Below are 22,620 nucleotides of genomic sequence, written 5' to 3' on the forward strand. Positions count from 1 at the left end.
TTTATAATTGAATGATTAGAGCCTTTTGTCATGATCAAACTGGCTCTTTCTTTGGTTGGTATTATATTCTCTTCCAAATTTACTTTATTAATTTCTTCCCATACTTTTTTAGCTATATTGATCGCTTCTTCTTGCTCTAATTTAGAATAATGGTATAAGTAGGAGTTAGGGTCGGAAAATCGACTTTGCAAAATTTCAAAAATCTACTGATAAACCATTTTTTCAATAAATTTTCAGGGGCATCAACATAAATTGAAAAATCGACAAATTCAGATACAAAAACATGATGGGGAGCATGCGGATAATCCATTCCGCTTTGCAAAACGTTTAACCCTTCCAAAATAAGAATATCAGGCTGATCAATCACTTGTTGTTTATCGGCAACGATATCATAAGTAGAATGGGAGTATACCGGAGCGGTAACCTGCTTGACTCCAGATTTTATATCAGAAATAAATTTTACTAAACGGTGCATATCATAGGATTGCGGGAATCCTTTTTTATTCATTATTCCACGTTCGTTTAAAATATGATTTGGGTATAAGAAACCATCTGTTGCAATAAGATCAACTTTACGATGCTCGGGCCAACGACTTAATAAAGTTTGTAATAGGCGAGCTGTGGTACTTTTACCAACTGCAACACTGCCTGCAATACTGATAACATAAGGGACTTTAGTACAATTAGTACCTAAGAATTGTTGTAAAACTGTTTGTCTACGTAAATTTGAACTGATATAGAAATTAAGTAGCCTTGAAATAGGAAGATAAATTTTATTTACTTCATCCATTGAAATTTCATCATTGATACTCTTCAGTTTCAGCAGCTCTTTATCCGTTAGTAGATCTAGTGGGACAGAATCACTTAATGTTGCCCAATGTTCACGGTCAAATTCTAAATAAGGTGTTATTGAAAAGTTTTGTTTTTGTTTCATAAGTCAAAATTTCCCTGTGTACAGGTTTGTCATAATCAATAAAAAAATATATTGCATAATAACGATAGAATATCTTTAGACGTAGATTTTTTTCTGTTTTTTTTGTATTAATTAAATCATTGATCAAAATTAATTCGTTTTTTATTTTTAGAAATGAAATAATATTTTATGTTTTATGAAACGTTTTTATTAGTGATAACTATATACCATAGTTGCTGGTTATTTCTTAAATACCTGATTTAACAATATTTTTCCCCGCACCTTTTTTATTTGCTTCGGGTACGTATGCAAAAAAACGATAAAGACGCTTTAGATTGGAAGATAATAGGCTCACGCTTTAGGCAGGTGCGTGAAGAGCATAACTAAAACCCAAGAAGAAATAGGTGAGATTTCCACTCAAATGCAAGCTTGTATATCTAGATTTGAAACTGGTATACAACCATCTAACCATCTAGTACAAACTACGCTTTGTTTTTACGTAATGAATTCGGTATGTCTTTCGACTGGTTATATGACGGCGTAATGACCGATAGAGAATACAAAGGCATTAAAAAGAAAAGAGTTTTTGATCCACAAGCCATAGGTGCAGACTTAAAGCTATTCGTAAAGACGCCGATAAGATTAGCTAAGATTAAATCTCAACAAGCCAGAAGTGGCATTAGGTGGATTGACGGCTTTAACGCTTTAGTTCCCCCATAACAACGATTTTTTGGATTATATTTTATCCGTTATTGGTTTGGTGGAGTGTTAAAGAAGGCATAATTACAAATGACCCTTTAATGATGTTAAGTCCATTCACACAAGAAATAGTCGCTTGCATCTTAGGCTTTTGGTATACTGATAAAATTGTTCAAAAGAGGAGGTGTTAGAATGAAAAAGATTATTTGCGTCGAATAGCTCTATATATTTGTACATATATGATGGATAGAAGTGTATTTTCTTAAAAGATATGCTATCTAATAAATAGGATTATAATCACAATAATTATAGATATCATATATACTATACATCATCCTACCCGTATGTGGTATGATTATACATATACAAAAGAATAAAAAGATTCTAAAAAACGGTTCTTTTATTTTATGGGAATATTATTGCATATACTTTTTGCATTGATCGGATGTAATAATCATATATCCGAAGTAGAAACCTAATAAACAAAAAATGAGAAGAAATATTCCGAAAAGTTCGTAGTACTTATAGTATCCCTCCCGTTCCAAAATATTGTTTTTGTGGACACCAAAGGTATAGATTAAGCAATGAACCAAGTAATAAGGTTGGATATAAAAAATTTAGTTTCATACTTAACATATTTATAACAAATACTCTTTAGAAGTTGATTTAAACATTTAAAAGCATACAAAGCCAATGATAAACCAAGTAGATAATTAATAATAATGATTATCAGTTGATCCATGACGAACGATAATTAGAATAATCAAATGACCTTTTTGGCGAAGAACGGTAATAGCTTTTAACATAAGTTCCATTTCTTCTATAGTATCCTCTCACGTGTACATTCTTACAACGACCATTTTTCGCGTATCCATGGCAATAATTAGTTCTATATGCGACAGCTGGATATATCCCCCCTGCAAACAAGAAGAACCAAAAACCCAATCCTAATGATAGTATACGCCTCATAACATAATCCAATACAATAAACTCAACATAAGATTGCATCAATTAACATAATACACTTATTTGAGTCAACAATTTAAGGTTTAATTGGTTAAAATGATTACTATTCCACCACTTTTAATATCTCTAATAAAACAATTTGAAGGTCTTAGACTAAAAGCCTATCGTTGTTCAGTTGGAGTTTGGACTATAGGTTATGGGCACACTGGATGTGATGTTTATGAGGGTTTAGTTATTCCTCAAGAACAAGCATGAAACCTTCTACATTATGATACAAGGAGACATCTTCTTGAAGCTATCAAATTATCTCCATCGCTTTTGTCTTTTGGCGAAAATCGTTTGTCATCCATCGGAGACTTAGTCTTTAAGCTTGGCATAACAAGGTATAAGAACATCACTTTGCGTAGATTTGTTAACATGAATCAATGGGAAGAAGCATCAAAGGAATGTAACCGATTGTTTTACGTAGGGGGTAAGAAGTTGAAAGGTTTAGTGGCTAGAAGAGCTATTGAAGCGGAGTTGTTATTGAAGGATTAAATACAGTGAAAGCCTTTAGAGATATTCCGCCTATAATTGTCATGATAACAGTCAATAATGCGGGGTGTTTTCCATATCATATCTCGCATTTATACACGAACATTGCCTATTTTTTTAAATGCCTGATCAAAACGAGCATCAACCCTTTATAGATTCCTTGTCCATTTTATCGATAATGGTTTCAAAACGACTATCAACCTTTTCAAAACTTGCATTAATATTATCAGAAAGTTTATCAATTTTCTTCTCAAGTCGTTCATACCCATGTTCAAGTAATATCACTTTACATTCTAAAGGCGAATTGTAGTTGTTATATTTTTTTGGTTTACTTGTAATTTATCATAATTTTTCAAATACACTTACTTCAAAAGGTGCGGGGGCGCAATAAGAAAAACTAAGTAGAATAAATGATGTCCATAATCAGGGTTAGGGCTATGTAAGTCATTGATTTTAATTATTTATTTTGTATTTATACCATAATTATAAATAAAATTCATCTTAATGACATAGGATATCATGTATTATTCTTTAATTATGGCTATTCTGTCTAGTACTTCTTGCAAGATAAGGCTTGCAGCGATTGAATCGACTTTTTTAGCTCTTTTTTTTCTTGATACATTCATATCAATTAGGAGGTTATTAGCTGATACTGTAGTAAGTCTTTCATCCCAAAAAATAAAAGGTAAATTAATTATATCAATTATATTATTAACAAAAGCACGCGTAGACTGTGCGCGCGGCCCTTCTGATCCATTCATGTTGAAGGGCATTCCAATTACAAAAGCTGAGACGTTTTCTTTTTGAGCAAAATCCAGTAAATCTGCTGCCGTTTGTGCAATTTTTTTTCTGATTATAAATGGACGAGGATTTGCAAATCTTCTTCCAAGATCAGAAATTGCAATACCAATTTTTTTTGTTCCTAAATCAATTGATGCGATTTGTTGATTTGGTTGAAGAGACTTGACCAAATCTTCAACAAGCATTATTGACATTTGGATAGATCTTTCTTTTCTAATCGTTTGCTAGAAATATACAAAATAAGTTAAATGTATATTATTGTATATATTTTTATATTAAAAAATCAATCAATATACGTGATTTTATATTTACCTTTATTTTAGTAGAGGAGGGGGTAATTTTTATATGCAAATGATATCTTCAATATATGGTAATAGTTTTAGTGTTTTATTTTTAAATATTAGGGTATTTTAGTATAATTAGCATGATCGTTTGTAAAAATTACATTTTATTACCGATAAATTGATATTTTAATACAAAGATGGAATATAATAATTATAACGTCATAGATGATCATTTATCTATTTTGTAATACGAAAAAACTATATGGGGGAATATAATATGTCAATGGATATTGTAGATGTTAAGCGTATTGCTCGTCTTTCTTGTATTGCTATAGATGAAGATGATATTTCATGTCTTTTATCTCGTCTTAATAGTACTTTGATTTTTTTAGATGAAATTGCAGAAGTTAATGTTGAAGGTGTGGAACCTATGACATCTGTTATTCCAATTGAAATGAAACAACGTTCTGATATCGTAGATGATGGAGGAATAGTTGATTCTATTTTATCTAATGCACCTCATGCTGATAAAAATTTTTTTCTTGTTCCAAAAACTGTGGAATAATTTTAGATAATTTAATGACCTAATTAAATAATTTTATATAGAAAGCTTATTGGTATGTCTGAATTAAATCTTATGAATATATCAGAAACTAGAGATCTATTAAGACAAAAAAAGATTTCTGCTGTTGAACTGATTGATGCATATATTGAAGCTATTGATAGTTCTAATCCAAAAATTAATGCATATGTGGAAGTATTATCAGATAAAGCACGTGAAGCTGCTAAGGAATCTGACAAAAGAATTATGAATGGTAATGCAAGAGATTTGGAAGGAATTGCAATAGGTATAAAAGATTGCTTTGCGACTAAAGGTGTTCATACACAGGCTTGCAGTTATATTTTAGATGGTTTTAGGCCGGATTATGAATCTACGGTAACACAAAAATTATGGGATAATGGAGCTATAATGCTCGGCAAACTTAATATGGATGAGTTTGCAATGGGATCTTCTAATGAGAATTCCTACTATGGAGATGTAATCAATCCTTGGAGGGCTATTAACTCTACTGATAACTTTACAGCTGGAGGCTCTTCCGGAGGATCATCAGCAGCCGTTGCTAGTTTTTTATGTGCAGCTTCTTTAGGAACAGATACAGGTGGATCAGTTCGTCAGCCGGCAGCTTTTACTGGAACTGTTGGGATCAAGCCTACATATGGTAGGTGTTCTCGTTTGGGTATTATTTCTTTTGCTCCATCTTTAGATCAAGCTGGAATAATATCTCGTACTGTAAGAGATTCTGCAATTTTATTGAAATCTATAGCAGGACATGATTATCGTGATTCAACATGTGTTACTTTGCCAGTTCCAGACTATGAAGCGGCGATTGGCAAGTCTATAAAGGATATAACAGTAGGTATACCTATAGAATACCGTATTGGTGATTTATCTCCTGAAATGGAGAAAGCATGGGATAATGGGATTGATTGGCTAAAAGATGCTGGAGCAAAGATTGTTGATATATCACTTCCGCACACTAAATATGCTCTTCCTTCATATTATATTATTGCACCAGCAGAGGCTTCATCTAATCTTGCTAGATATGATGGTGTTCGTTATGGTTTACGTATACCAGCTCAAGATATAGAGGATATGTATGAGAAAACACGTTCTATTGGATTTGGCAAAGAGGTCAAACATCGTATTATGATTGGAACTTATGTTCTTTCTGCCGATTGTCATGATTCTCATTATCTTAAGGCTCGTAAAATTCGTACACTTATAAAACGCGATTTTGATAGTGTATTTAAGAAAAGCGTAGATGTAATTCTGACTCCTACCACACCAACATCAGCATTTCCTTTGGGTAAAAAAGAACATAATTCTGGTTCTATGGAAAATGTTTATAATGATGTTTTTACTGTCGCTGTTAATATGTCTGGATTGCCTGCTATATCTATTCCGGCTTCTTTATGTGACAAAAAAATGCCGCTTGGATTACAGTTGATTGGGCAACCATTTCGTGAAGATGTAATTTATAGTGTTGGATCTGTGCTTGAAAAAGAAGCAGGATGTTTTAGACCTTCAAAATGGTGGTAGTTTCTGTCATTTTTATCTTTTATTTAAAAAGTTATTTTGATGAAATAAATTTCTTCATTAATATTTATTTAGATATGCTATTTTTAATAGTCATATGATTTAAGTTGTGTATTTTTAAATATAGTCTGAGATAATTATAATTATAAAGGTTTGTTATGGTTTTACTTAATACTAATTCTTCCAGATCAAGATCTTTAATATCTGGTGATACAGGTGATTGGCAAGTTGTCATTGGTATGGAAGTTCATGCACAGTTATCAGTTGCATCAAAGTTGTTTTCTGGTGCATCGGTTGATTTTGGATCTGATCCTAATACACAAGTTAGTTTTTTTGATGCAGCGATGCCTGGCATGTTACCAATATTGAACAGTCAATGTGTTAGACAAGTTGTTATGACTGGCCTTGGTTTAAATGCTCAGATTAACAAGTATTCTGTTTTTGCACGGAAAAACTATTTTTATCCAGATCTTCCTCAAGGATATCAAATTTCACAGCATAATGAGCCAATTATAGGTGAAGGAAAAGTATATGTTTCAATTGGCCCAGATAAAAAAGGTCAGTTTGAAATGATAGAAGTAGGAATTGAGCGTATTCATCTAGAACAAGATGCTGGCAAATCAATCCATGATAAGTATTCTTCATATTCTTGTATTGATCTTAATCGTTCAGGTATAGCTTTGATGGAAATAGTGAGTAAGCCAGACATGCGTTCTTCTGCAGAAGCCAAAGCTTTTTTAACTAAATTACGAAGTATATTACGTTATTTAGGAACATGTGATGGTAATATGGAAGAAGGTTCAATTCGTGCCGATGTTAACGTTTCTGTTTGTCGTCCTGGAGATAATTTTGGTACACGATGTGAGATTAAGAATGTTAATTCTATTCGCTTTTTAGGGCAGGCTATAGAATATGAAGCACGTCGTCAGATTGCTCTTATTGAAGATGGACATATCGTTGGGCAAGAAACTAGGTTATTTGATCCTGTAAAAAATGAGACTCGTCCTATGCGTAATAAAGAATGTGCTCATGATTATCGTTATTTTGCAGATCCTGATTTGCTTCCTGTAGAAATTGACGAGGATTTTATTAATGAAATCAGATGTCAACTTCCTGAATTGCCAGATGCGAAGAAAGATCGTTTTATTTCTGAATTTGGTATTTCTTTATATGATGCTTCTATTTTAGTTTCAGATAAATCAATTGCAGATTATTTCGAAAAACTATCCGTTAATCGTGATAAAAAAATTGCTGCCAATTGGATAATTAATGATCTTTTAGGAGCATTAAATAAATTAGGAAAAAGCATAGAAGATACTCCTATTTCAATTGATCAATTAGGCGGATTAATTGATTTGATCGTTGATAAAACTATATCAGGTAAAATAGCAAAAGATGTTTTTAATATATTATTGGATAAGGGCGGATCTCCAAAAGAGATTGTAGAAAAACTTAGCTTGCATCAAATTACAGATATTTCTGCTATTTCTAATGCTGTTGATGAAGTTATTAATTCTAATCCAGATAAAGTCGAAAGAATTGTTAACAAGCCAAATTTGTTGGGTTGGTTCGTTGGTCAAGTAATGAAATCTACGGGTGGAAAAGCTAATCCTAGTATTGTGCAGGGAATGCTAAAAGAAAAACTTAAAATAAAAGAATAGTTATTTCTGTATATTATTAATTTATTTATTGTTGAATAAAAATTATTTATTAGGTTGCACATTTATAACTAGAAAAGTTTTATTTGTGATAACTCTGCTTTTATATAATCTTAATTCAGATATTATTTGGTCAATAATTTTTTTACATTATTTATTTGTAATAACCAATAAACAATGAGTCAACAATTTAAAGTTTAATTAGTTAAAATGATTACTATTCCACAACTTTTAATATCTCTAATAAAACAATTTGAAGGTCTTAGATTAAAAGCCTATCGTTGTTCAGCTGGGGTTTGGACTATAGGTTATGGCCATACTGGATGTGATGTTTATGATGGTTTAGTTATTACTCAAGAACAAGCGGAAAATCTTCTAAACTATGATATAAGGAGACATCTTAATGTAACTATCAAATTATCTCCATCGCTTTTGTCTTCTAACGACAATTGTTTGTCAGCCATCGGAGACTTCGTCTTTAATCTTGGCACAACAAGATATAAAAACAGCACGTTACGTAGATGTGTTAACTCGGGTCAATGGGAGGAAGCCTCTCAAGAATGTAGGCGATGGGTTTACGGAGGAGGAAAGAGATTAAAGGGTTTAGTTGCTAGAAGAGCTATTGAGGCGGAGTTGTTGTTGGGGGGTTAAATCCAGTGAAAGCCTTTAGCTATTCCTCCAACTACGGTCATGATAACAGCCAATAATGCAGGTATTTTCCATATCATATCCCGCATTTCGATACGAACATTTCCTATTTCTTTAAATACTTGTTCAAAACGAGCATCAACCTTTTCAAAACGAGCATCCATCTATTGGAAAGTTTATCAACTTTCTTCTCAAGGCTTTCATAAGCATATTCAAGTAATATCACTCTGCATTCTAAAGGTGAATTGTAGATATTGTCTTTTCGGGTTTGTTTGTCATTCTTTATACCTGCTTTTAACCTACTGCAGTATACTTCAAAAGGCGCGGGATTGCAATCGGAAAAACCAAGTAGAATCAATGGCTCATTGAATAGGAGGTAGGGACTATAAGTCATTGATTTTACGATGTTATTTTGTTTAAATTCTATAGCATATCACCTTGGATTATTAATATTTTCATCTGATGGAAATGTGACACCTGAGCTTGAAAGATTAATATTGTCGATATTCGTCGTCTCTTCTGGCAAGTTATAAGGAAAAGGCGGAATAGAATCTAATGTAGTATCAGATTCAGAATCCCAATTTACTAATGTTGGGCCATCATAGCCTGGATTAAGTTCAAAATTTACATCTATTCCTTCTTGAGTAATATCAGTATTTGGGGTATCTGTTTCTAGATTTGAATCAGATTGATGCTCTGTTGCATTTTCAGTAATTTGTACGGGTGAAGTATTGCCTTCTACTTGATCTCTAGTATCTGGTATGCTACAGCAATTTCCAGCTAGAATATAATTTGGTGTTGCAATACTAAAGATAAATAAAGCGGATATTTTTAGCATTCTATTCATTTACAGCTCCTGATTTAATAATTGAACTACTTCTTAACTTATACTATGTAAGACAATTAATTATTTATTTCAATACATGTAATTCATCTTTTAATACAGAAGATTTAGTCATTTGTTTAATTTTTCCTTAACCATTTTCCTAATACGGATTATTTGTTGGCAGGTGATACCGAGATGATCATTGGTAATTTTGAAGTGATAAGCTCTGTTCATTCCGAATATGTCATTTTCCCCTTTAACCTCTTGTATATATCCTCTTTTAAGTCTTCTTCGCTGTAACTCTTGTTCATGAGGAGGAGATATGAATATAGAAACTATTTGTTTGCCAAAGAGCTTTTCAAAGATCTGTAAGCCTTCCTGTGTTAGGATGGTTAAGATGTCAAATCCATTGTCTAATGTCTCAAGTATGTCGCTTTTGAGCAATCCGTATTGTTCATTTCGATAAACTGCGGTTTCAATAAATAACTGTTCTTGTTGCCATTGCTTGAATGTTTCATGAGAGATAAATTGATAATCTGCCCCTTGTTTCTCACCAATTCGAGGTTTACGAGTGGTTACACCAACAGGCATGATGAGATTTCCAGAACATTTAATAACGGCTTTAGCTAAAGTGGTTTTGCCAACGCCTGAAGCTCCTATTAACACAAATATAAATGGCATATTAATATCCTATTTTATGGATAACAGGGTGGTTATCTCCTCCGTACGAGCATGTAAGCCGATATCATGTATTGTGTAGTTATATTCATAGTTCATCATTTTGTTTCCTGTTTCAGAGCTTCTAATAACAAATCTTGTATGCTGGCTTTGGTTTGTAACCTCTTTAAAACGATTTCATCAATGGTGTTTCGGGCGATTAAATAATGGATAAAAACCGCCCGATTTAATCCCGCTTGTTTCTGTCTTGTATTGCCGATACGTTCGATGATTTGTAGGTGTTGTTCTAAGTCCCACCACAGGGAAAAAAACACTAGGATATTCCCTCCGTATTGTAGATTTAACCCGTGACCGCAGGAGGCAGGATGAGCAAGGAGTAGGGATATATCACCGTTATTCCAGTCTATAACCGTTTGCGGGTTTTGATCTAATTTTCTCGCAAAAGGAAAGGCTTTTTGTAATCTGGATAAATCACTATTAAAATGATAAGCAACTAAAATAGGAGATCCGTTCGCTTCACTTACTATAGATTCTAACATCTTGATTTTGACGTCATGCACTTCTTGCCAGTTTTTATTTTCATCAACGTAAAAAGCACCATTGGCTAATTGAAGACATTTGACGGTTTTAGAAGCTGGGTTGAAAGCCTCAATAGTTGATTCCTGAATTTCACAGAACATCTCTTTTTGAAACCTTTGATATAGTGCTAAAGCTTTTTTAGGTAACTCTATCCTGTGTACAGATTTAATCGGTTTATCAATATCCTGATAATCAGCGATATTTAACGACAAACAGCAATCGGATAATTTATCCTCTATTTCTTTCTGTGAAGTGTCATGTGCGATATGTTTAACTGCTCCTACATGTGAACCTACTTGTACACTATTAAACCAACGGGATGTAAATACCCGATAAACTCTACCTAACCTCTCACCTTTATCTAAAAACCAAAGCTGACCCCATAAATCAATTAAGCCATTAGGGGATGGTGTGCCCGTTAATTCAATAAAGCGTTCTACTTTGCTAAAAGCTACTTTGCCTAAGGCTCTGGTTTGTTTGGTTCCTTGATGGGTTCTAAAAGATTTAAGCCTTGTACTTTCGTCAACGACTATTGTTGCAAACCGCCAAGTTTTAAAATGGTATTTTATCAACCAAGGGAGATTTTCGAAATTAATTGTGTATATTTCTGCAGGAGTATTAAGAGCTTTTATACGTTGTTTTTCACTGCCGATAATAGTAGATACTCTCATATCGGAAAAAGCCGACCAGCGTTTTACTTCTTCACCCCAAACTAAAGAAGCAACCCTTAAAGGAGCGATAACAAGAGTAGGACTGGGATCGGTAATCCTAATAACAGATAACGCAAACAACACACTAGCAGTTTTGCCAGAACCCATAGATGCCCATAACGCACATCGTCTATGTGTCAATATCCAATCTACCATTTTGTTTTGATGCGGAGCTAAGTTAAGTAACATTTTAACATCTCCAAAAAACCGTCTATTTCTCCAACAGAGGTGAGAACATAAATACGTTGTCCGTAACGTTGTAATAACTCCAATTCCCGCCTTTGTGCTGTTGATAATCTGCCTTTAGCGGTTTTCATTTCCACCCAAAAAAGATATCCAGTAGGTGTGATAAGTAGTCTATCAGGACAACCATTGTGGCTTATGAACTGTATTTTACGGACAAAACAATCAAGGTTTTTAGCACCTTTAACCAATCGTTGCTCTAATACAGACTCTTTAATCATTTGCGATACCTCAAAGCCTCATAACCCTCAGCTTTGAGTGGTAAACCATTAGCCCAAAAAGGTACTTCTGCCATTAACGAACAAAGTTCGTTTGCATTATAATTAGGAATATCATGGGTTTCAGATACGATTTCATCATGTACACTTAAAACTATGTCATAACCCATCAATGAAGCATTCCACATGCCGTTAACTAAAATATCTCGACTTATAGCCTGTACAACGTTTTCTACTAACTTGCCCCCGTAAGTCTTTTCTCTAAATCCAGCTTGTATTGTACTTAAATAGCTAAGTTCACCGTTTGTATCTCGCACGTCAACATATGATAAATGCCGAGATGATGGTAGTTCTAACTGGATTGTGTTATTCGTTCTTCTAAGTTTTAATAAGTGGTTGATGCTTAATACTACGTTTCGCTCACAATTTAAAATCTCTCTAAAAGCTTTTTGCATTCTCTCCCAAAGAGATACTACGTTTGGATGCTTTTTCCTCCAAGCTCCTTTTAGTAGTTCGCAAGCCGTACCTATCAAGAAGTTATCAATGCTGTTTTTTGGGTGATTTTCTCGCATCCAAATTGCACTATTTTCAGCCTGTTCCCAATCGTCAATTGACGCTGTGGATTTAACTTGTTCCGCCATCTGTTGCAAATCCAAGCCTATGGTGGATGCCATGGATAAAAACGCTTTAGCCCCGCCTTGATAGCCTAGTGCTAACTCCATAACTTTACCAATAGAACGTTGAGACTTACTAACTGTCCCATATGGGATATTAAACGCTTTAGCATAAGCCAATTTGTAGATATCATCGCCTCGAATAAAAGCATCTAACTTCCATTGCTCACCCGCAATCCACGCTAAAACTCGGGCTTCAATACCTGATAAATCCGCAACAATAAGCTTTTTATTTGGAGATGCTATAATAGTTGAACGGATACAATCACTGGCTAATTTAATCGGGTCTTTAACAGTTCTTGAAGATATGAAATTATCTATTGCTTGCTCAATTTCTGCAGTGGAACTTTTAGGACGTGGTAAATTCTGGGGTTGAAACAATCTACCAGCCCAACGTCCAGTACGACTTGCACCGTAAAACTGCAAAGTGCCTCGTAATCTTCCGTCTGATGACACAGCATCAATTAGTGCTTGATATTTACGTGGAGCAGAACGTGATGCCTCAGACCTGTTCCTTAATACACAAATGGCACGTTGGCTTAAAGTACTATTACTTAAAACTTGTTCAATAGTACTCTCCTTCAAGTCAGCTAAAACAACTTGTTCATTTTCTGATAACCACTCAAGTAAAGAACTTACACAACGTGATGAACACACTTGATTATCAGTAAGTTTACGAGTTTCCGCATCTAGTTGTCTATTAGCCGTTTTCACATATTGATCTGCGTTATTAGCCAAAGTTAAATCTATCTGATATCCTCTATCGTTAATTATCTGATCTAAAACCCATAATGACATCTCAGAATTTATAACAGAGGGTAACCTCCTAAAAATCTCCCTACATGCCTCAACGTCTTTTAGGCAATATTCCTTGAATAACCCCCAAAAATCATCCTTTTTAACTAAGCCTAATTCACCATAACAATATCTACGAATAAGCTTCTTGCCCTCAACAGCCATTTTGCTATATTCTTCGGGCAGTTTTAGCACTTGGCATACAGCTTCTAACGACGCAGGTAACCCAGCTATACGAGAAGCAACCATCGTGCATTTCCAGCGATGAACTGGGATATCAACCTCTAAACACAACTTAAGACACACCCGTTCAAAAGAACTGTTATGAGCTACACAGCAAACAGTAGGGTCAGAAAATGCCCGCTCTAACTCAACAGGCATAATCTTATCAATAGTCAAATCCCACACTTGAACAACTTGGTTACCTATAGCATATGCCAATAGCAGAATTTCCGCTGACTCAGCATATGCATAAGTTCCCACTTTCTGAAGTTTTAAAGGACTTCGTGTCTCAATGTCTAAAAACAAATATGACATCAATCCGCCCAAGAAACATCAGCGTTTTCCGTTACCTCTTGAGGTTGAAACTCGCCTATATCAGCAGTACGTTTCCCTTGCCATGGGGTATCATCCTTGATGAATTGAATTCCACGTAAGGTATTAGTGAACCCTCTTTTTGTGTTCTCAAAGTCATAACAACCGATATTGAGAAGTGCGACAACATGACATCCTGCGTAAAATAGTCCTGTATCCTCTGTTAGCCGATAAGCGTGTTGATCTACTATAGTAGGTTGTTGGCTATTTGTTGCAGTGATATACCATTTTCCCTCGTATGCTTCCCTGTATTTATCTGGGTCATTAGAACGATCAAGCTTTGCATCGCCGTCTTTAATCAACAACGATTGACTGCGTTCAGCCTCCCTCAATACCCAAGAGTAATCACGATTGGGAAACTTGTTTTGTCCCGCTTGTCGTCTCGCATCATCTAATATCTTAAACTGCTCTTTGTCTTTCTTAGAAAACAAAATATCAGCACTATACATCGGCTCTTTCTTGAATTTTGATTCCTTAGGTTGGAATAACGAAGGATACGACAATCTACCTTTTATTTGAACCCTAACAACATTTGACATGATATACTCTCCTTATGCTACTTTATTAAACTCGGATATGTTCGCTATTTTTAAGTTTTCTGTTTCATATCTTGTTACTTGTTGCTTCCCTTCAGGCCTGATAACAAGCTGTTCAAGCTTTGATCTATCTTCATCGCTAAGATCTTCAACGCGGACTAATTTGTCCATTTCAGCAGGAGATATAAGAACATTCCTAAAAGCCTTATCGCCAAATAATCGCCCTAATAACTCCTTTGCCTCCTGTTCATCCCTATATGTTCTGTTGCCTTTCCTCCCTTCTTTCAATGTGTAATCAGGTATTGTTTCTCCCGCATTTAACGCTCTAAAAGCCTCATGCCTAACCGCTTTAATATACATTTCCACTAATGGTAATGTGTCTAAAGCTTTTGATAATTCGTAGTTGTTCAAAGGTTGATTAGTAGCAAGAACTGCAGTTCTAGCTAATGCGGGACAACGAGCTTTTGCTTTACAAAAACGACAGACTTTTTCACTCGGTTGATAAGCAGTATACGGAATAACGTTAGATTTCTTGATAGCTAATGCCTCTTGTCCGCTCTCAAAAAACAATTTTTGTCTTTTATGTAATTCATCGGGTGTTACCTCCCATGTTTTAATAGGATCTTGACCGCGAACCCTGGGTTGAACTATCGTTAAAACAACTTTTGAAGGCTCGCCACAAAAAGTACTCCAAGCGTCTAAAACCCCTAATGCATAAAGGATCAATTGTTGGTTATCTTGAGCTTCAACCGCAACGCCAGCACCATATTTTAGATCTACAATGTGCCAAACATCACCGCAGTCAATAACAACATCAACTGTTCCTTGACCGCTTGTCTCACCTGTTACTGCCTCTAATGAAAATGTCGTCTCTGTAGTTATAGAACCGTCAAAAGAACGGACGTAATCAAGGCACAATTGAACAGAACTAACCATCTCAGAATTAACCTCGAAAGTGCTATCCTCAATAACCCGCTTTTGCCCTTTAAATTCTTTTGCATCACAATTGTTTTTTAGGCATTCTTCTAAAATACTATGTGCAACAGTACCTTCTTGTGCGTAAACACTTGATGTATCAGGATATTTAGACTCCATAGCAATAGATGCCGAACAAGCTGACCAACGATGCGCAGAGGAGGGCGATAACACAGCATGTGCTTTAGTCATTATCCACCTCCGATAACTTGATATTAATTCGTTCTAACTCTGTATCAGTAAGGTCTTTAATCGTCTTATATCTGCCACAAATAGGCTCAAGAATACTTTTAGTAAAAAGATAATTGCCTCGTTCTCCATTAGATATAATGTATTTTTTGGCTAATTCCCTGACACTACGTTCTAAAGTTGAACGGTCTACAATAGGTTTAATCTCAACCGCTTCATTGGCATCCTCAACCTTTAGTAAACCATCAGTAACTAAATGTAATATCTCTAAAAGCAGAGAACGATTCTTGTCTTTAACCGCTTGGCTCAATGTGTTTTTTACCGTTATTAACATCGTACCTCCTGTGCAAATTCAAAATAGGGCGGGATAAAAGGAGACAACCCGCCCAAACCCTTACGGGTATCCTTAAATAGAAATAGACCTGACTTGATAATAAAATTCTTCCCGTTTCTTTATCTCTTCCGATAAACGACTAGAGTGCTTACTAACTAAACACTTGAGATGATCAAGCCTATGATAAAGAAGAGATAAAATCTCCTTTTTAACTTCTATATCCCTATGAAGCATAAGATCCGCGGACATCTTGGGAATCTTCTTTAAATAGTCTATAATCTCCCCTGCATAATCAGGTTCTGGCTCAATGCCATATCTGGGATTATTGAGACTATTGAAATCGTAGTTGTTTTCTATTTGTTCCATGTAGTGTTGGCTGACTTTGCCCATGGTTATCTCTCCCTTTTCGTCTTATCACATTGGAAACTTAAGTAGTTTCGTATGTTGTTGGTAGTATATTGTATCAATAAAATATATAAGTCAAGCCTATAAATAATATTTTATTGATAAATAATATTATAGACACTTCAAACCCGATCTGATACAAAGGGAAACAATCATTACAACTTATAAGGAAATTACTTATGTCAAATGGACAACCGCTGTTTAAGGTTTACACACGTACTATTAACGAAGCACAGGAAGATATGCTCTTCATCCGTCTTAAACTAGGCTCAAACTTATCTAAAGACACGTTAAGACACATAGAATTAGAAGCTAAAGACGCTGTTTTGGAGCATTTAACGCAGTTAAAAGAGACTATTAAATTAATAATAGATAAAAGGGTTATCTCATCTGATGCTGTTAGCAATTTGTCCAATGAGGAGGATTGTGAAGCATGCCAATAACAATATCAGATGAAGAGAACAAACGGATTAATAACGAATATCAAAGACAATGGCGTCTAAAAAATCCAGAGAAAGCAAAAGCATATCGAAGACAATATTATCTAAACAACATAGATAAAATCACAGAATATCAAAGACAATGGTGTCTAAATAACCCAGAGAAAGCCAAAGAAAAAAGCCGACGATATTATCTAAACAACCCAGAGAAAGTAAAAGAATATCAAAGACAATATCGTCTAAACAACCCAGAGAAAGTAAAAGAACGCCATAGACAATGGCTTCTAAACAACCCTGGGAAAGTAAAAGCATATCCAAGACAACGGCGTCTAAACAACCAAGAGAAAATCAAAGAATTGAACCACTCGTAGAGCCATTGCCTTATACAAAATCTGAAGAAATAGCACTTGAGATGAAAATAGCTGAATTGAAGAAAAATCACGCAAAGGTATATATGAGGGAAGTATGACAGTTGTTCAATCTTTCGATAATCACGCTAAACAACTAGCTGAAAAAGGCTATCATGTTGTACCTATTCCTTTGGGTAAAAAATACCCAGCAATACAAGGTTGGCAGAATCTCAGATTATCTGTTGAAGATATAGACTGCTATAAAGAAGGCGGATTTGGGATTTTAACAGGAATAGGAGATAAGCCTGTATACGGGCTAGATTGCGACTGTGAACATCAGAAAACCGCCGATGAAGTTATCGATAATTTCGAACTATATTTTAAAAAACCAGTAATTAGAATAGGTAAAGCACCTAAGTTTTTAATACCTTTTAGGATGGAACGAAGTGGTATTAAGAAGAAAACGGCGGTTATTAGCAAAGTTGAACGTCTGGAAATGCTGGGAGTAGGTCAGCAGTTCGTCGCTTATCATATACACCCAGATACACGAGAACCTTATATATGGTCAGAAGAACTAAGGGATATAGAATATGACGAGCTACCGCTTCTCACTGAGGAAAAGTTACAAGAGGTATTCGCCCATTATGTCGACTTGTTCCCAGAAAAGAAGAAAAAGGTAGAGGCAAACACAGATAAATGGAAAAGCAATAATAACAGACAATACACCAATAGAGAAATTAAAGCTTTCTTATCATTTTTTGGTGAGAGTTTTTATAACGGTTCACATGATGTATGGATACCTGTTGTTATGGCTGTTCACCACGAAACAAGAGGGTCTGATAAAGGCAAAGCAATAGCTAAAGCATGGAGTAAACAAGGTCATACCTATGATGAGGATAACTTCAATTACAAATGGGATACGTTTGACTTTGAGGAAATAGGAGATGATACGAAGAAACGTAGTACTTTTGACTCCTTATTTTATAAGCATGGCCACCTGATACCTAACGCTTTAAAAGCTACTCGTTTCAGTGACGCATACAACAAAGCGATGTTTACCCTTTTTTACTCTAAAAAACTCCGTTATGCAATTGATAAAGAAGAATGGTATGAAAAACACGGGTGCATATGGAAAAAAGTACAAGGAGCTATAACTGGTTATATATCAAAATTCCTAGTAGGTATGAAATATGATAACCTCGATTTATGCACAGAATACGAGGATGATAACGGAGATATAACTAATCCTAGGTCTTTGTATCTTAAAGCCTATAAACAAAGTAAAGCCGAAGAACATTCTAAAGCAAACTCAACTGCTAAACTTCTTCAAGCACAAGAAGGACAACACGACGTACTACATATAACTTCTGATAAATTCGACGCCAACAACCAATATATGGGTGAAACCAACGGTATATTGGACTTGGAAACAGGTGAACAAGCCAAAATAACAAAAGAACTATATATTACCAAATCAACTAATACACCTTTTGCAACTGGTAAACCATCTGAGGCATTTATCAACCTTATATCTGGGTACTTTGAAACTAAAGAAGTTATGGACTTTTTTGCACGAGTTGTAGGTATGGCATTATTAGGTAATAACGAAGCACATAAGATAGTTAATTTACTAGGTGTTGGTAGAAGTGGCAAAAGTACTTTAATAAAACTATTAGAACATGCATTTGGTGAACAATATATCTCTACTATACAATTTAAAGATATCACTAGTGCTTATGAGGGTGATACAGGTACACCTAGCCCTAGTATCATAAGTGCTTTTGGTTCTCGTATTGCTGTTGTGAATGAAACAAATGAATACGCACCGTTAAATGAGGCGGTAGTTAAAGCTATTACGGGAGGTGATACGATAGCCGCTAGGTTATTATTTTCTAATGTAATAATACGTAAAAGAGCCAGTTTTACCCCGTTTATTGTCACTAATAAACCCTTGTTTATTCGTAGTATAGATAACAGTATCTGGGAACGTCTTATTATAATACCGTTCAAGAAACGCATTGATTCTATAGATCCGACACTAGAGAGCAAATTAGCAGATTATGCACTGGACGCTAAACGGTGGTTTTTGGGTGGTGTACAAGATTATTTATCTAGAAATCACCAGTTAGATATCCCAGAAATATGCATAAAAGCGGCAAAAGAAGAAAGATATGAACTAGATACCATCCAAAAATGGCTGGAGGATTATTGTGAAATAGGGGATGGATTGTATGAGACAACTCCCAATTTGGCTGAAAGCTATAATAAATATCTTAGAGAAGAAGAAAAAGCCCGTTTATCAGTTAAAACGGGAACTCTTACTAAGCAGCTTGTACAAAAAGACTTCATAACAGACAGAATTAACACGGGTAAAGGTGCTAGTAGACGAAAAGTTACTATAATCAAAGGTCTTAAAATTAGAGATGTAACTGCGGGTGAACTTGATAACGTTGTTAAACTTAGGTGATTTAATCTTTTGACTCTTTTGTATAAATAGCATATAATTTTTGGTATGACAGATACAGCAATGAAACAAAAAGTACAAAAGCAAAGTATTGAAATCCGATTTGCGAAATTGGAAACAACGTTACCACATCTTGCAACTAAAGCAGATCTTGCCAACGTCAGAACAGAATTGAAACAAGATATCAATAACGTTAAAACAGAATTGAAACAAGATATCAATAACGTCAGAACAGAATTGAAACAAGATATAGCCAATGTTAAACAAGATATAGCCAATGTTAAGATAGAGCTTAAAGATGCTATAAACAACCAAACTAAGTGGTTTATGGGCATATTATTAACAACTATATTATCAATATCTGCTTCTACAATAACTATACTCTTAAAGCTGTCTAGCCATTAAAAACTATATCACATACCGTCATTTTATGTTGTAGTTAACTCATCTACAAACCCATAAAAAGTACGTAATAGGAATTCCAAAAGCTACGGCTATCATCAAGATATATATGATTTTACGTACCCAATATGATATCATAATAAATAAAGATGTCTTTATAGAAAATCCTGATGAATCTGTTATATCTCGTCCATAAAACCGTTGTTCAACCATAAAATCTTTGTAATCGGTATCACTGTGATTAGGGTATTTAGCTAAAATTTCATGGTAAAGATCAATTTTACTATATTCAGAAGAACTATTTAATCTTTCCAGTTCTAAATAACATTCACGATATTTATCAGCGATAATATCGGGTCTCCAACTTAAAGGCATGAAGTTTAAAAACAAGCTAATTACCGCAAATAAAGCCCCAATCTCAGCTTGATAAAAAGAAACAATAAACCTGCTGAAAAGATGCACAGCCAAAGAGGCGAAAGAATAATAAAGCATCAATAGACACAAAATGGTATTTAATCTTCTTAATTTTCTCTCCGCTAACATTCGAACTTTAGATGTTAACCATATAGCGGTACTAATATCCCTTTTAACAACTTCGGTCATTTTATTTACCTATATTTCCACCAAATAATCATCCCAATAATCATACAAATTGCAAAAGTATTAAATACTAATCTCCACTTTTCTATCTTAGTAAGTCTCATGTTTTTAGCTCCATTTGTTTAGCAAATCTTCGATAATCTCAATTAAATGAATGGTCGATATAATAGATAAAATAAAAGCTAAATAACTAAAGATCATCTCTTCACTCTTGTTGAATTACCGTTACGTTTCTTTAACTGCTTGTTTTCACGCTGTAAATCCTGAATTACATAGTAGTAATAAATAGATATACCAGATAGAAAAACACATATTACAAGTAAAAATGTAATCATTTTTTGCTCCCTTTTAGTACCGAACTACCGCATATTTCCACATTACCGCTAATTATCTCATCACCACAGACTTTTTTATGATAGACTGATGCATTTTCACGGACTACCGCATTATCACAGACTATCGCATTCTCAGATACGAACGCATTACCATATATTCGAGCATTACCAGATATCTCCGCGCCCTCAAATATTCGAGCGTTATCAGATATCTCCGCATTATCAGATATCTTCGCATTATCAGATACGTGCGCATTGTCGCTAACTTTCGCCCTATCAGATATTCGTGCGCTCTCAGATATCTCCGCGTTATCATATATCTCCGCGTTATCATATATCCCCGCGCCATCAGATATTCGAGCGTTATCAGATATCTCCGCATTATCACAGACGATCGCATTATCAGATATGAACGCATTCTCACAGACTACCGCATTACCGCTAACTTTCGCACTATCAAATACTCCCGCATTATCACGGACTATCGCATCACCGATAACTTCCGCCTCTCCAGATACTTTTGCATTATCTGATACGATCACATTATCAGATACTATCGCGTCATAAGATATTGCCGCATTGTCAGATATCATAGCATTATCAGTTACTCTCGATTTATCACCCCATACCTTAGCGTTATCAGCCACCCAACAATTACCTGCGTGGGATAAGTTATTCTCTTTCTGTATCCAACCGCCTAAATCACCCTTCTTAACATCACCAAAGTCACGTAATGCTCTTATGCGATGTAGCGTAATAACAGTTGATTCAAAGTCCAAAAGTTCTTTAGTCTCATCTGTAAATTCGTACTTCTTAGTAATCATGGCATTCCTTTTTATTGTCTTGTTTATCCATATATGACTGTAAATACTGCACTATTTTATTTTGATTCCATCTCAATTGTTGGGTTGAACCGCTAGTATGAGCTTTCGATACATCCATCATACGACCGCCTAACTCCTCGCCTAAAGACGTCGGAACATAGCCTTTGCTACCGTGATTTTGAACTTGAAGGGATAAATCAAGTAAAAGCCGATTAACCGCTTGTGGATTAAGTAGGGGAGTTAGCTGTTGACCTATTTGTGTGGGGGTAAGGTATTCGTCGTTGTCAGCAGAGGGTAAATAGGCGATGTCCATAGCTTCTAATTGGTTGATACCAGTTATCCTTGTAACACCCTGATTAACCTTTAATAACAACTGGTTTTCCTTCAATCCAGCTTGTTTGGCTATCTGCTCAAAATGCTTGTGTAATCTAAGTAGTGTATTAGGAGAAACAGTCTTTGAACTAATCGAATAACTACCTGTTTTACGAATAGTTGGTAAGACGTCCTCAAATAACCAACGTTCAAACTTCTTAGCTGATGGCAATTTGCTCTTAACTATTAATCGGTACACATCGGGTTCTTTTATAACACGAGTTTTTTGATTTCGTCCAAGACTGTCTATGATGGTTCTGTAAAACACAGAGCCATCGCAATGCTGATACACTGCATCACTGGGATTATTATAACCTAAAGCTTCAGCTATATCTTTCGCAACAAATAAAGGATTTCCTTGTTTATCAACAAGAGTACGAATGTTATTGCTTTCAAATTCAAAGGGAATTAAATTACTCACCAGTTATTATCCTTAAACTTTATATCTACTTAAGCCCCCTCTGAGACTATCAAAG

At 34.9% G+C, this 22,620-nt stretch carries 28 protein-coding genes and 2 pseudogenes; 12 read left to right on the forward strand and 18 right to left on the reverse strand.

Features of this window, described 5'->3' with window-relative positions:
- Nucleotides 1-136 precede the first annotated feature (136 nt).
- Nucleotides 137-934, reverse strand: a complete 798-nt coding sequence (coaA, locus tag LAM_RS03110) for a type I pantothenate kinase (protein ID WP_007557478.1) — start codon at nt 932-934, stop codon at nt 137-139.
- A gap of 349 nt (nt 935-1,283) precedes the next feature.
- Between coaA and LAM_RS05380 the strand changes: the two genes are divergently transcribed.
- Both LAM_RS05380 and LAM_RS03115 read left to right on the forward strand, forming a co-directional pair.
- On the forward strand, nt 1,284-1,457 hold the full coding sequence (locus LAM_RS05380; protein ID WP_187287988.1) for a hypothetical protein: 174 nt from the start codon (nt 1,284-1,286) through the stop codon (nt 1,455-1,457).
- A gap of 71 nt (nt 1,458-1,528) precedes the next feature.
- A pseudogene (locus tag LAM_RS03115) lies at nt 1,529-1,803 on the forward strand (hypothetical protein); the annotation flags it as partial.
- A gap of 538 nt (nt 1,804-2,341) precedes the next feature.
- On the opposite strand, the gene LAM_RS05300 reads toward LAM_RS03115, so the two are convergent.
- Nucleotides 2,342-2,623: a hypothetical protein gene (locus LAM_RS05300; RefSeq protein ID WP_144079405.1), complete on the reverse strand. Its 282-nt coding sequence runs from the start codon at nt 2,621-2,623 to the stop codon at nt 2,342-2,344.
- 51 nt (nt 2,624-2,674) lie between these two features.
- Here LAM_RS05300 and LAM_RS05630 point away from each other — a divergent pair.
- Nucleotides 2,675-3,115, forward strand: a pseudogene (locus tag LAM_RS05630) (lysozyme).
- Nucleotides 3,116-3,253: 138 nt separating this feature from the next.
- Here LAM_RS05630 and LAM_RS05385 read toward each other — a convergent pair.
- Nucleotides 3,254-3,397: a hypothetical protein gene (locus LAM_RS05385; RefSeq protein ID WP_187287989.1), complete on the reverse strand. Its 144-nt coding sequence runs from the start codon at nt 3,395-3,397 to the stop codon at nt 3,254-3,256.
- 239 nt (nt 3,398-3,636) lie between these two features.
- Nucleotides 3,637-4,107, reverse strand: a complete 471-nt coding sequence (gene ruvX, locus LAM_RS03125) for a Holliday junction resolvase RuvX (protein ID WP_007557483.1) — start codon at nt 4,105-4,107, stop codon at nt 3,637-3,639.
- Between the two features lie 367 nt (nt 4,108-4,474).
- On the opposite strand from ruvX, the gene gatC reads away from it, so the two are divergent.
- The 4 genes from gatC (at nt 4,475) to LAM_RS03145 (ending at nt 8,604) form a co-directional block, all read left to right on the forward strand.
- Nucleotides 4,475-4,762: an Asp-tRNA(Asn)/Glu-tRNA(Gln) amidotransferase subunit GatC gene (gene gatC, locus LAM_RS03130; RefSeq protein WP_007557484.1), complete on the forward strand. Its 288-nt coding sequence runs from the start codon at nt 4,475-4,477 to the stop codon at nt 4,760-4,762.
- Nucleotides 4,763-4,816: 54 nt separating this feature from the next.
- The gene (gene gatA, locus LAM_RS03135) at nt 4,817-6,298 is read left to right on the forward strand and encodes an Asp-tRNA(Asn)/Glu-tRNA(Gln) amidotransferase subunit GatA (protein ID WP_007557485.1); all 1,482 of its coding nucleotides are present in this window, start codon (nt 4,817-4,819) and stop codon (nt 6,296-6,298) included.
- Between the two features lie 155 nt (nt 6,299-6,453).
- The gene (gene gatB / locus LAM_RS03140) at nt 6,454-7,956 is read left to right on the forward strand and encodes an Asp-tRNA(Asn)/Glu-tRNA(Gln) amidotransferase subunit GatB (protein ID WP_007557486.1); all 1,503 of its coding nucleotides are present in this window, start codon (nt 6,454-6,456) and stop codon (nt 7,954-7,956) included.
- A 207-nt stretch (nt 7,957-8,163) separates the two neighbouring features.
- Nucleotides 8,164-8,604: a lysozyme gene (locus LAM_RS03145; RefSeq protein ID WP_007557487.1), complete on the forward strand. Its 441-nt coding sequence runs from the start codon at nt 8,164-8,166 to the stop codon at nt 8,602-8,604.
- On the opposite strand, the gene LAM_RS05390 is transcribed toward LAM_RS03145, so the two are convergent.
- The 3 genes from LAM_RS05390 to LAM_RS03155 form a co-directional block, all read right to left on the reverse strand.
- Nucleotides 8,601-8,765, reverse strand: coding sequence for a hypothetical protein (locus tag LAM_RS05390; RefSeq protein ID WP_023466313.1), 165 nt, complete (start codon nt 8,763-8,765; stop codon nt 8,601-8,603). The two genes, LAM_RS03145 and LAM_RS05390, sit on opposite strands and share 4 nt — an antisense overlap.
- A 269-nt stretch (nt 8,766-9,034) precedes the next feature.
- A complete protein-coding gene (locus tag LAM_RS03150; RefSeq protein WP_007557489.1) occupies nt 9,035-9,448 on the reverse strand; it encodes a hypothetical protein in 414 nt (137 codons plus the stop codon).
- Between the two features lie 108 nt (nt 9,449-9,556).
- Nucleotides 9,557-10,087: a nucleoside/nucleotide kinase family protein gene (locus tag LAM_RS03155; protein ID WP_244432430.1), complete on the reverse strand. Its 531-nt coding sequence runs from the start codon at nt 10,085-10,087 to the stop codon at nt 9,557-9,559.
- Here LAM_RS03155 and LAM_RS05535 point away from each other — a divergent pair.
- Nucleotides 9,999-10,187 carry a hypothetical protein gene (locus LAM_RS05535; RefSeq protein ID WP_244432433.1) on the forward strand — a complete coding sequence of 63 codons (189 nt, stop codon included), beginning with the start codon at nt 9,999-10,001 and terminating at the stop codon, nt 10,185-10,187. The genes LAM_RS03155 and LAM_RS05535 overlap by 89 nt on opposite strands.
- Nucleotides 10,188-10,203: 16 nt before the next feature.
- On the opposite strand, the gene LAM_RS03160 is transcribed toward LAM_RS05535, so the two are convergent.
- The 7 genes from LAM_RS03160 to LAM_RS03190 all read right to left on the reverse strand — a co-directional run bounded on the left by LAM_RS03160 (nt 10,204) and on the right by LAM_RS03190 (nt 16,342).
- Entirely contained in the window at nt 10,204-11,583 is a 1,380-nt protein-coding gene (locus LAM_RS03160; RefSeq protein WP_007557617.1) for a DEAD/DEAH box helicase, read from the reverse strand.
- On the reverse strand, nt 11,568-11,858 hold the full coding sequence (locus LAM_RS03165) for a VRR-NUC domain-containing protein (protein WP_007557618.1): 291 nt from the start codon (nt 11,856-11,858) through the stop codon (nt 11,568-11,570). Before LAM_RS03165 ends, LAM_RS03160 begins: the two co-directional genes overlap by 16 nt.
- Nucleotides 11,855-13,861 carry a DNA polymerase gene (locus tag LAM_RS03170; RefSeq protein WP_007557619.1) on the reverse strand — a complete coding sequence of 669 codons (2,007 nt, stop codon included), beginning with the start codon at nt 13,859-13,861 and terminating at the stop codon, nt 11,855-11,857. The genes LAM_RS03165 and LAM_RS03170 overlap by 4 nt, the downstream gene beginning before the upstream one ends.
- Nucleotides 13,861-14,457, reverse strand: coding sequence for an ssDNA-binding protein (locus tag LAM_RS03175; RefSeq protein ID WP_007557620.1), 597 nt, complete (start codon nt 14,455-14,457; stop codon nt 13,861-13,863). Before LAM_RS03175 ends, LAM_RS03170 begins: the two co-directional genes overlap by 1 nt.
- A gap of 12 nt (nt 14,458-14,469) precedes the next feature.
- Nucleotides 14,470-15,621, reverse strand: coding sequence for a DUF2800 domain-containing protein (locus LAM_RS03180; RefSeq protein ID WP_023466317.1), 1,152 nt, complete (start codon nt 15,619-15,621; stop codon nt 14,470-14,472).
- On the reverse strand, nt 15,614-15,952 hold the full coding sequence (locus tag LAM_RS03185) for a hypothetical protein (RefSeq protein ID WP_023466319.1): 339 nt from the start codon (nt 15,950-15,952) through the stop codon (nt 15,614-15,616). Before LAM_RS03185 ends, LAM_RS03180 begins: the two co-directional genes overlap by 8 nt.
- A gap of 72 nt (nt 15,953-16,024) precedes the next feature.
- A complete protein-coding gene (locus LAM_RS03190) occupies nt 16,025-16,342 on the reverse strand; it encodes a hypothetical protein (RefSeq protein WP_023466320.1) in 318 nt (105 codons plus the stop codon).
- Between the two features lie 194 nt (nt 16,343-16,536).
- Between LAM_RS03190 and LAM_RS03195 the strand changes: the two genes are divergently transcribed.
- From LAM_RS03195 to LAM_RS03210, 4 genes are all read left to right on the forward strand, one after another.
- On the forward strand, nt 16,537-16,800 hold the full coding sequence (locus LAM_RS03195) for a hypothetical protein (protein WP_007557608.1): 264 nt from the start codon (nt 16,537-16,539) through the stop codon (nt 16,798-16,800).
- Entirely contained in the window at nt 16,791-17,168 is a 378-nt protein-coding gene (locus LAM_RS03200; RefSeq protein WP_023466321.1) for a hypothetical protein, read from the forward strand. The genes LAM_RS03195 and LAM_RS03200 overlap by 10 nt, the downstream gene beginning before the upstream one ends.
- Nucleotides 17,169-17,262: 94 nt before the next feature.
- Nucleotides 17,263-19,614, forward strand: a complete 2,352-nt coding sequence (locus tag LAM_RS03205; protein ID WP_007557605.1) for a phage/plasmid primase, P4 family — start codon at nt 17,263-17,265, stop codon at nt 19,612-19,614.
- A 45-nt stretch (nt 19,615-19,659) separates the two neighbouring features.
- Nucleotides 19,660-20,016 (forward strand): hypothetical protein, encoded by a 357-nt coding sequence (locus tag LAM_RS03210; RefSeq protein ID WP_007557603.1) that lies wholly within the window; start codon nt 19,660-19,662, stop codon nt 20,014-20,016.
- A 39-nt stretch (nt 20,017-20,055) separates the two neighbouring features.
- On the opposite strand, the gene LAM_RS03215 is transcribed toward LAM_RS03210, so the two are convergent.
- The 4 genes from LAM_RS03215 to LAM_RS03225 all read right to left on the reverse strand — a co-directional run bounded on the left by LAM_RS03215 (nt 20,056) and on the right by LAM_RS03225 (nt 22,565).
- Nucleotides 20,056-20,616 carry an SLATT domain-containing protein gene (locus LAM_RS03215; protein WP_007557601.1) on the reverse strand — a complete coding sequence of 187 codons (561 nt, stop codon included), beginning with the start codon at nt 20,614-20,616 and terminating at the stop codon, nt 20,056-20,058.
- A gap of 194 nt (nt 20,617-20,810) precedes the next feature.
- On the reverse strand, nt 20,811-20,948 hold the full coding sequence (locus LAM_RS05395; RefSeq protein WP_187287990.1) for a hypothetical protein: 138 nt from the start codon (nt 20,946-20,948) through the stop codon (nt 20,811-20,813).
- Nucleotides 20,945-21,772 carry a hypothetical protein gene (locus LAM_RS03220; RefSeq protein WP_007557598.1) on the reverse strand — a complete coding sequence of 276 codons (828 nt, stop codon included), beginning with the start codon at nt 21,770-21,772 and terminating at the stop codon, nt 20,945-20,947. Before LAM_RS03220 ends, LAM_RS05395 begins: the two co-directional genes overlap by 4 nt.
- Nucleotides 21,762-22,565, reverse strand: coding sequence for a phage repressor protein (locus LAM_RS03225; protein ID WP_007557597.1), 804 nt, complete (start codon nt 22,563-22,565; stop codon nt 21,762-21,764). Before LAM_RS03225 ends, LAM_RS03220 begins: the two co-directional genes overlap by 11 nt.
- Nucleotides 22,566-22,620 lie beyond the last annotated feature (55 nt).

This window comes from Candidatus Liberibacter americanus str. Sao Paulo, assembly GCF_000496595.1.
In the GTDB taxonomy this organism is placed as follows: domain Bacteria; phylum Pseudomonadota; class Alphaproteobacteria; order Rhizobiales; family Rhizobiaceae; genus Liberibacter; species Liberibacter americanus.

Excerpts from the sequence above, each read along its gene's own strand:
- coaA (WP_007557478.1), bottom strand. The coding sequence starts at position 934 with ATGAAACAAAAACAAAACTTTTCAATAACACCTTATTTAGAATTTGAC.
- ruvX (WP_007557483.1), bottom strand. The coding sequence starts at position 4,107 with ATGTCAATAATGCTTGTTGAAGATTTGGTCAAGTCTCTTCAACCAAAT.
- gatC (WP_007557484.1), top strand. The coding sequence starts at position 4,475 with ATGTCAATGGATATTGTAGATGTTAAGCGTATTGCTCGTCTTTCTTGT.
- gatA (WP_007557485.1), top strand. The coding sequence starts at position 4,817 with ATGTCTGAATTAAATCTTATGAATATATCAGAAACTAGAGATCTATTA.
- gatB (WP_007557486.1), top strand. The coding sequence starts at position 6,454 with ATGGTTTTACTTAATACTAATTCTTCCAGATCAAGATCTTTAATATCT.
- LAM_RS03145 (WP_007557487.1), top strand. The coding sequence starts at position 8,164 with ATGATTACTATTCCACAACTTTTAATATCTCTAATAAAACAATTTGAA.
- LAM_RS05390 (WP_023466313.1), bottom strand. The coding sequence starts at position 8,765 with ATGGATGCTCGTTTTGAAAAGGTTGATGCTCGTTTTGAACAAGTATTT.
- LAM_RS03150 (WP_007557489.1), bottom strand. The coding sequence starts at position 9,448 with ATGAATAGAATGCTAAAAATATCCGCTTTATTTATCTTTAGTATTGCA.
- LAM_RS03160 (WP_007557617.1), bottom strand. The coding sequence starts at position 11,583 with ATGTTACTTAACTTAGCTCCGCATCAAAACAAAATGGTAGATTGGATA.
- LAM_RS03165 (WP_007557618.1), bottom strand. The coding sequence starts at position 11,858 with ATGATTAAAGAGTCTGTATTAGAGCAACGATTGGTTAAAGGTGCTAAA.
- LAM_RS03170 (WP_007557619.1), bottom strand. The coding sequence starts at position 13,861 with ATGTCATATTTGTTTTTAGACATTGAGACACGAAGTCCTTTAAAACTT.
- LAM_RS03175 (WP_007557620.1), bottom strand. The coding sequence starts at position 14,457 with ATGTCAAATGTTGTTAGGGTTCAAATAAAAGGTAGATTGTCGTATCCT.
- LAM_RS03180 (WP_023466317.1), bottom strand. The coding sequence starts at position 15,621 with ATGACTAAAGCACATGCTGTGTTATCGCCCTCCTCTGCGCATCGTTGG.
- LAM_RS03185 (WP_023466319.1), bottom strand. The coding sequence starts at position 15,952 with ATGTTAATAACGGTAAAAAACACATTGAGCCAAGCGGTTAAAGACAAG.
- LAM_RS03190 (WP_023466320.1), bottom strand. The coding sequence starts at position 16,342 with ATGGGCAAAGTCAGCCAACACTACATGGAACAAATAGAAAACAACTAC.
- LAM_RS03195 (WP_007557608.1), top strand. The coding sequence starts at position 16,537 with ATGTCAAATGGACAACCGCTGTTTAAGGTTTACACACGTACTATTAAC.
- LAM_RS03200 (WP_023466321.1), top strand. The coding sequence starts at position 16,791 with ATGCCAATAACAATATCAGATGAAGAGAACAAACGGATTAATAACGAA.
- LAM_RS03205 (WP_007557605.1), top strand. The coding sequence starts at position 17,263 with ATGACAGTTGTTCAATCTTTCGATAATCACGCTAAACAACTAGCTGAA.
- LAM_RS03210 (WP_007557603.1), top strand. The coding sequence starts at position 19,660 with ATGACAGATACAGCAATGAAACAAAAAGTACAAAAGCAAAGTATTGAA.
- LAM_RS03215 (WP_007557601.1), bottom strand. The coding sequence starts at position 20,616 with ATGACCGAAGTTGTTAAAAGGGATATTAGTACCGCTATATGGTTAACA.
- LAM_RS05395 (WP_187287990.1), bottom strand. The coding sequence starts at position 20,948 with ATGATTACATTTTTACTTGTAATATGTGTTTTTCTATCTGGTATATCT.
- LAM_RS03220 (WP_007557598.1), bottom strand. The coding sequence starts at position 21,772 with ATGATTACTAAGAAGTACGAATTTACAGATGAGACTAAAGAACTTTTG.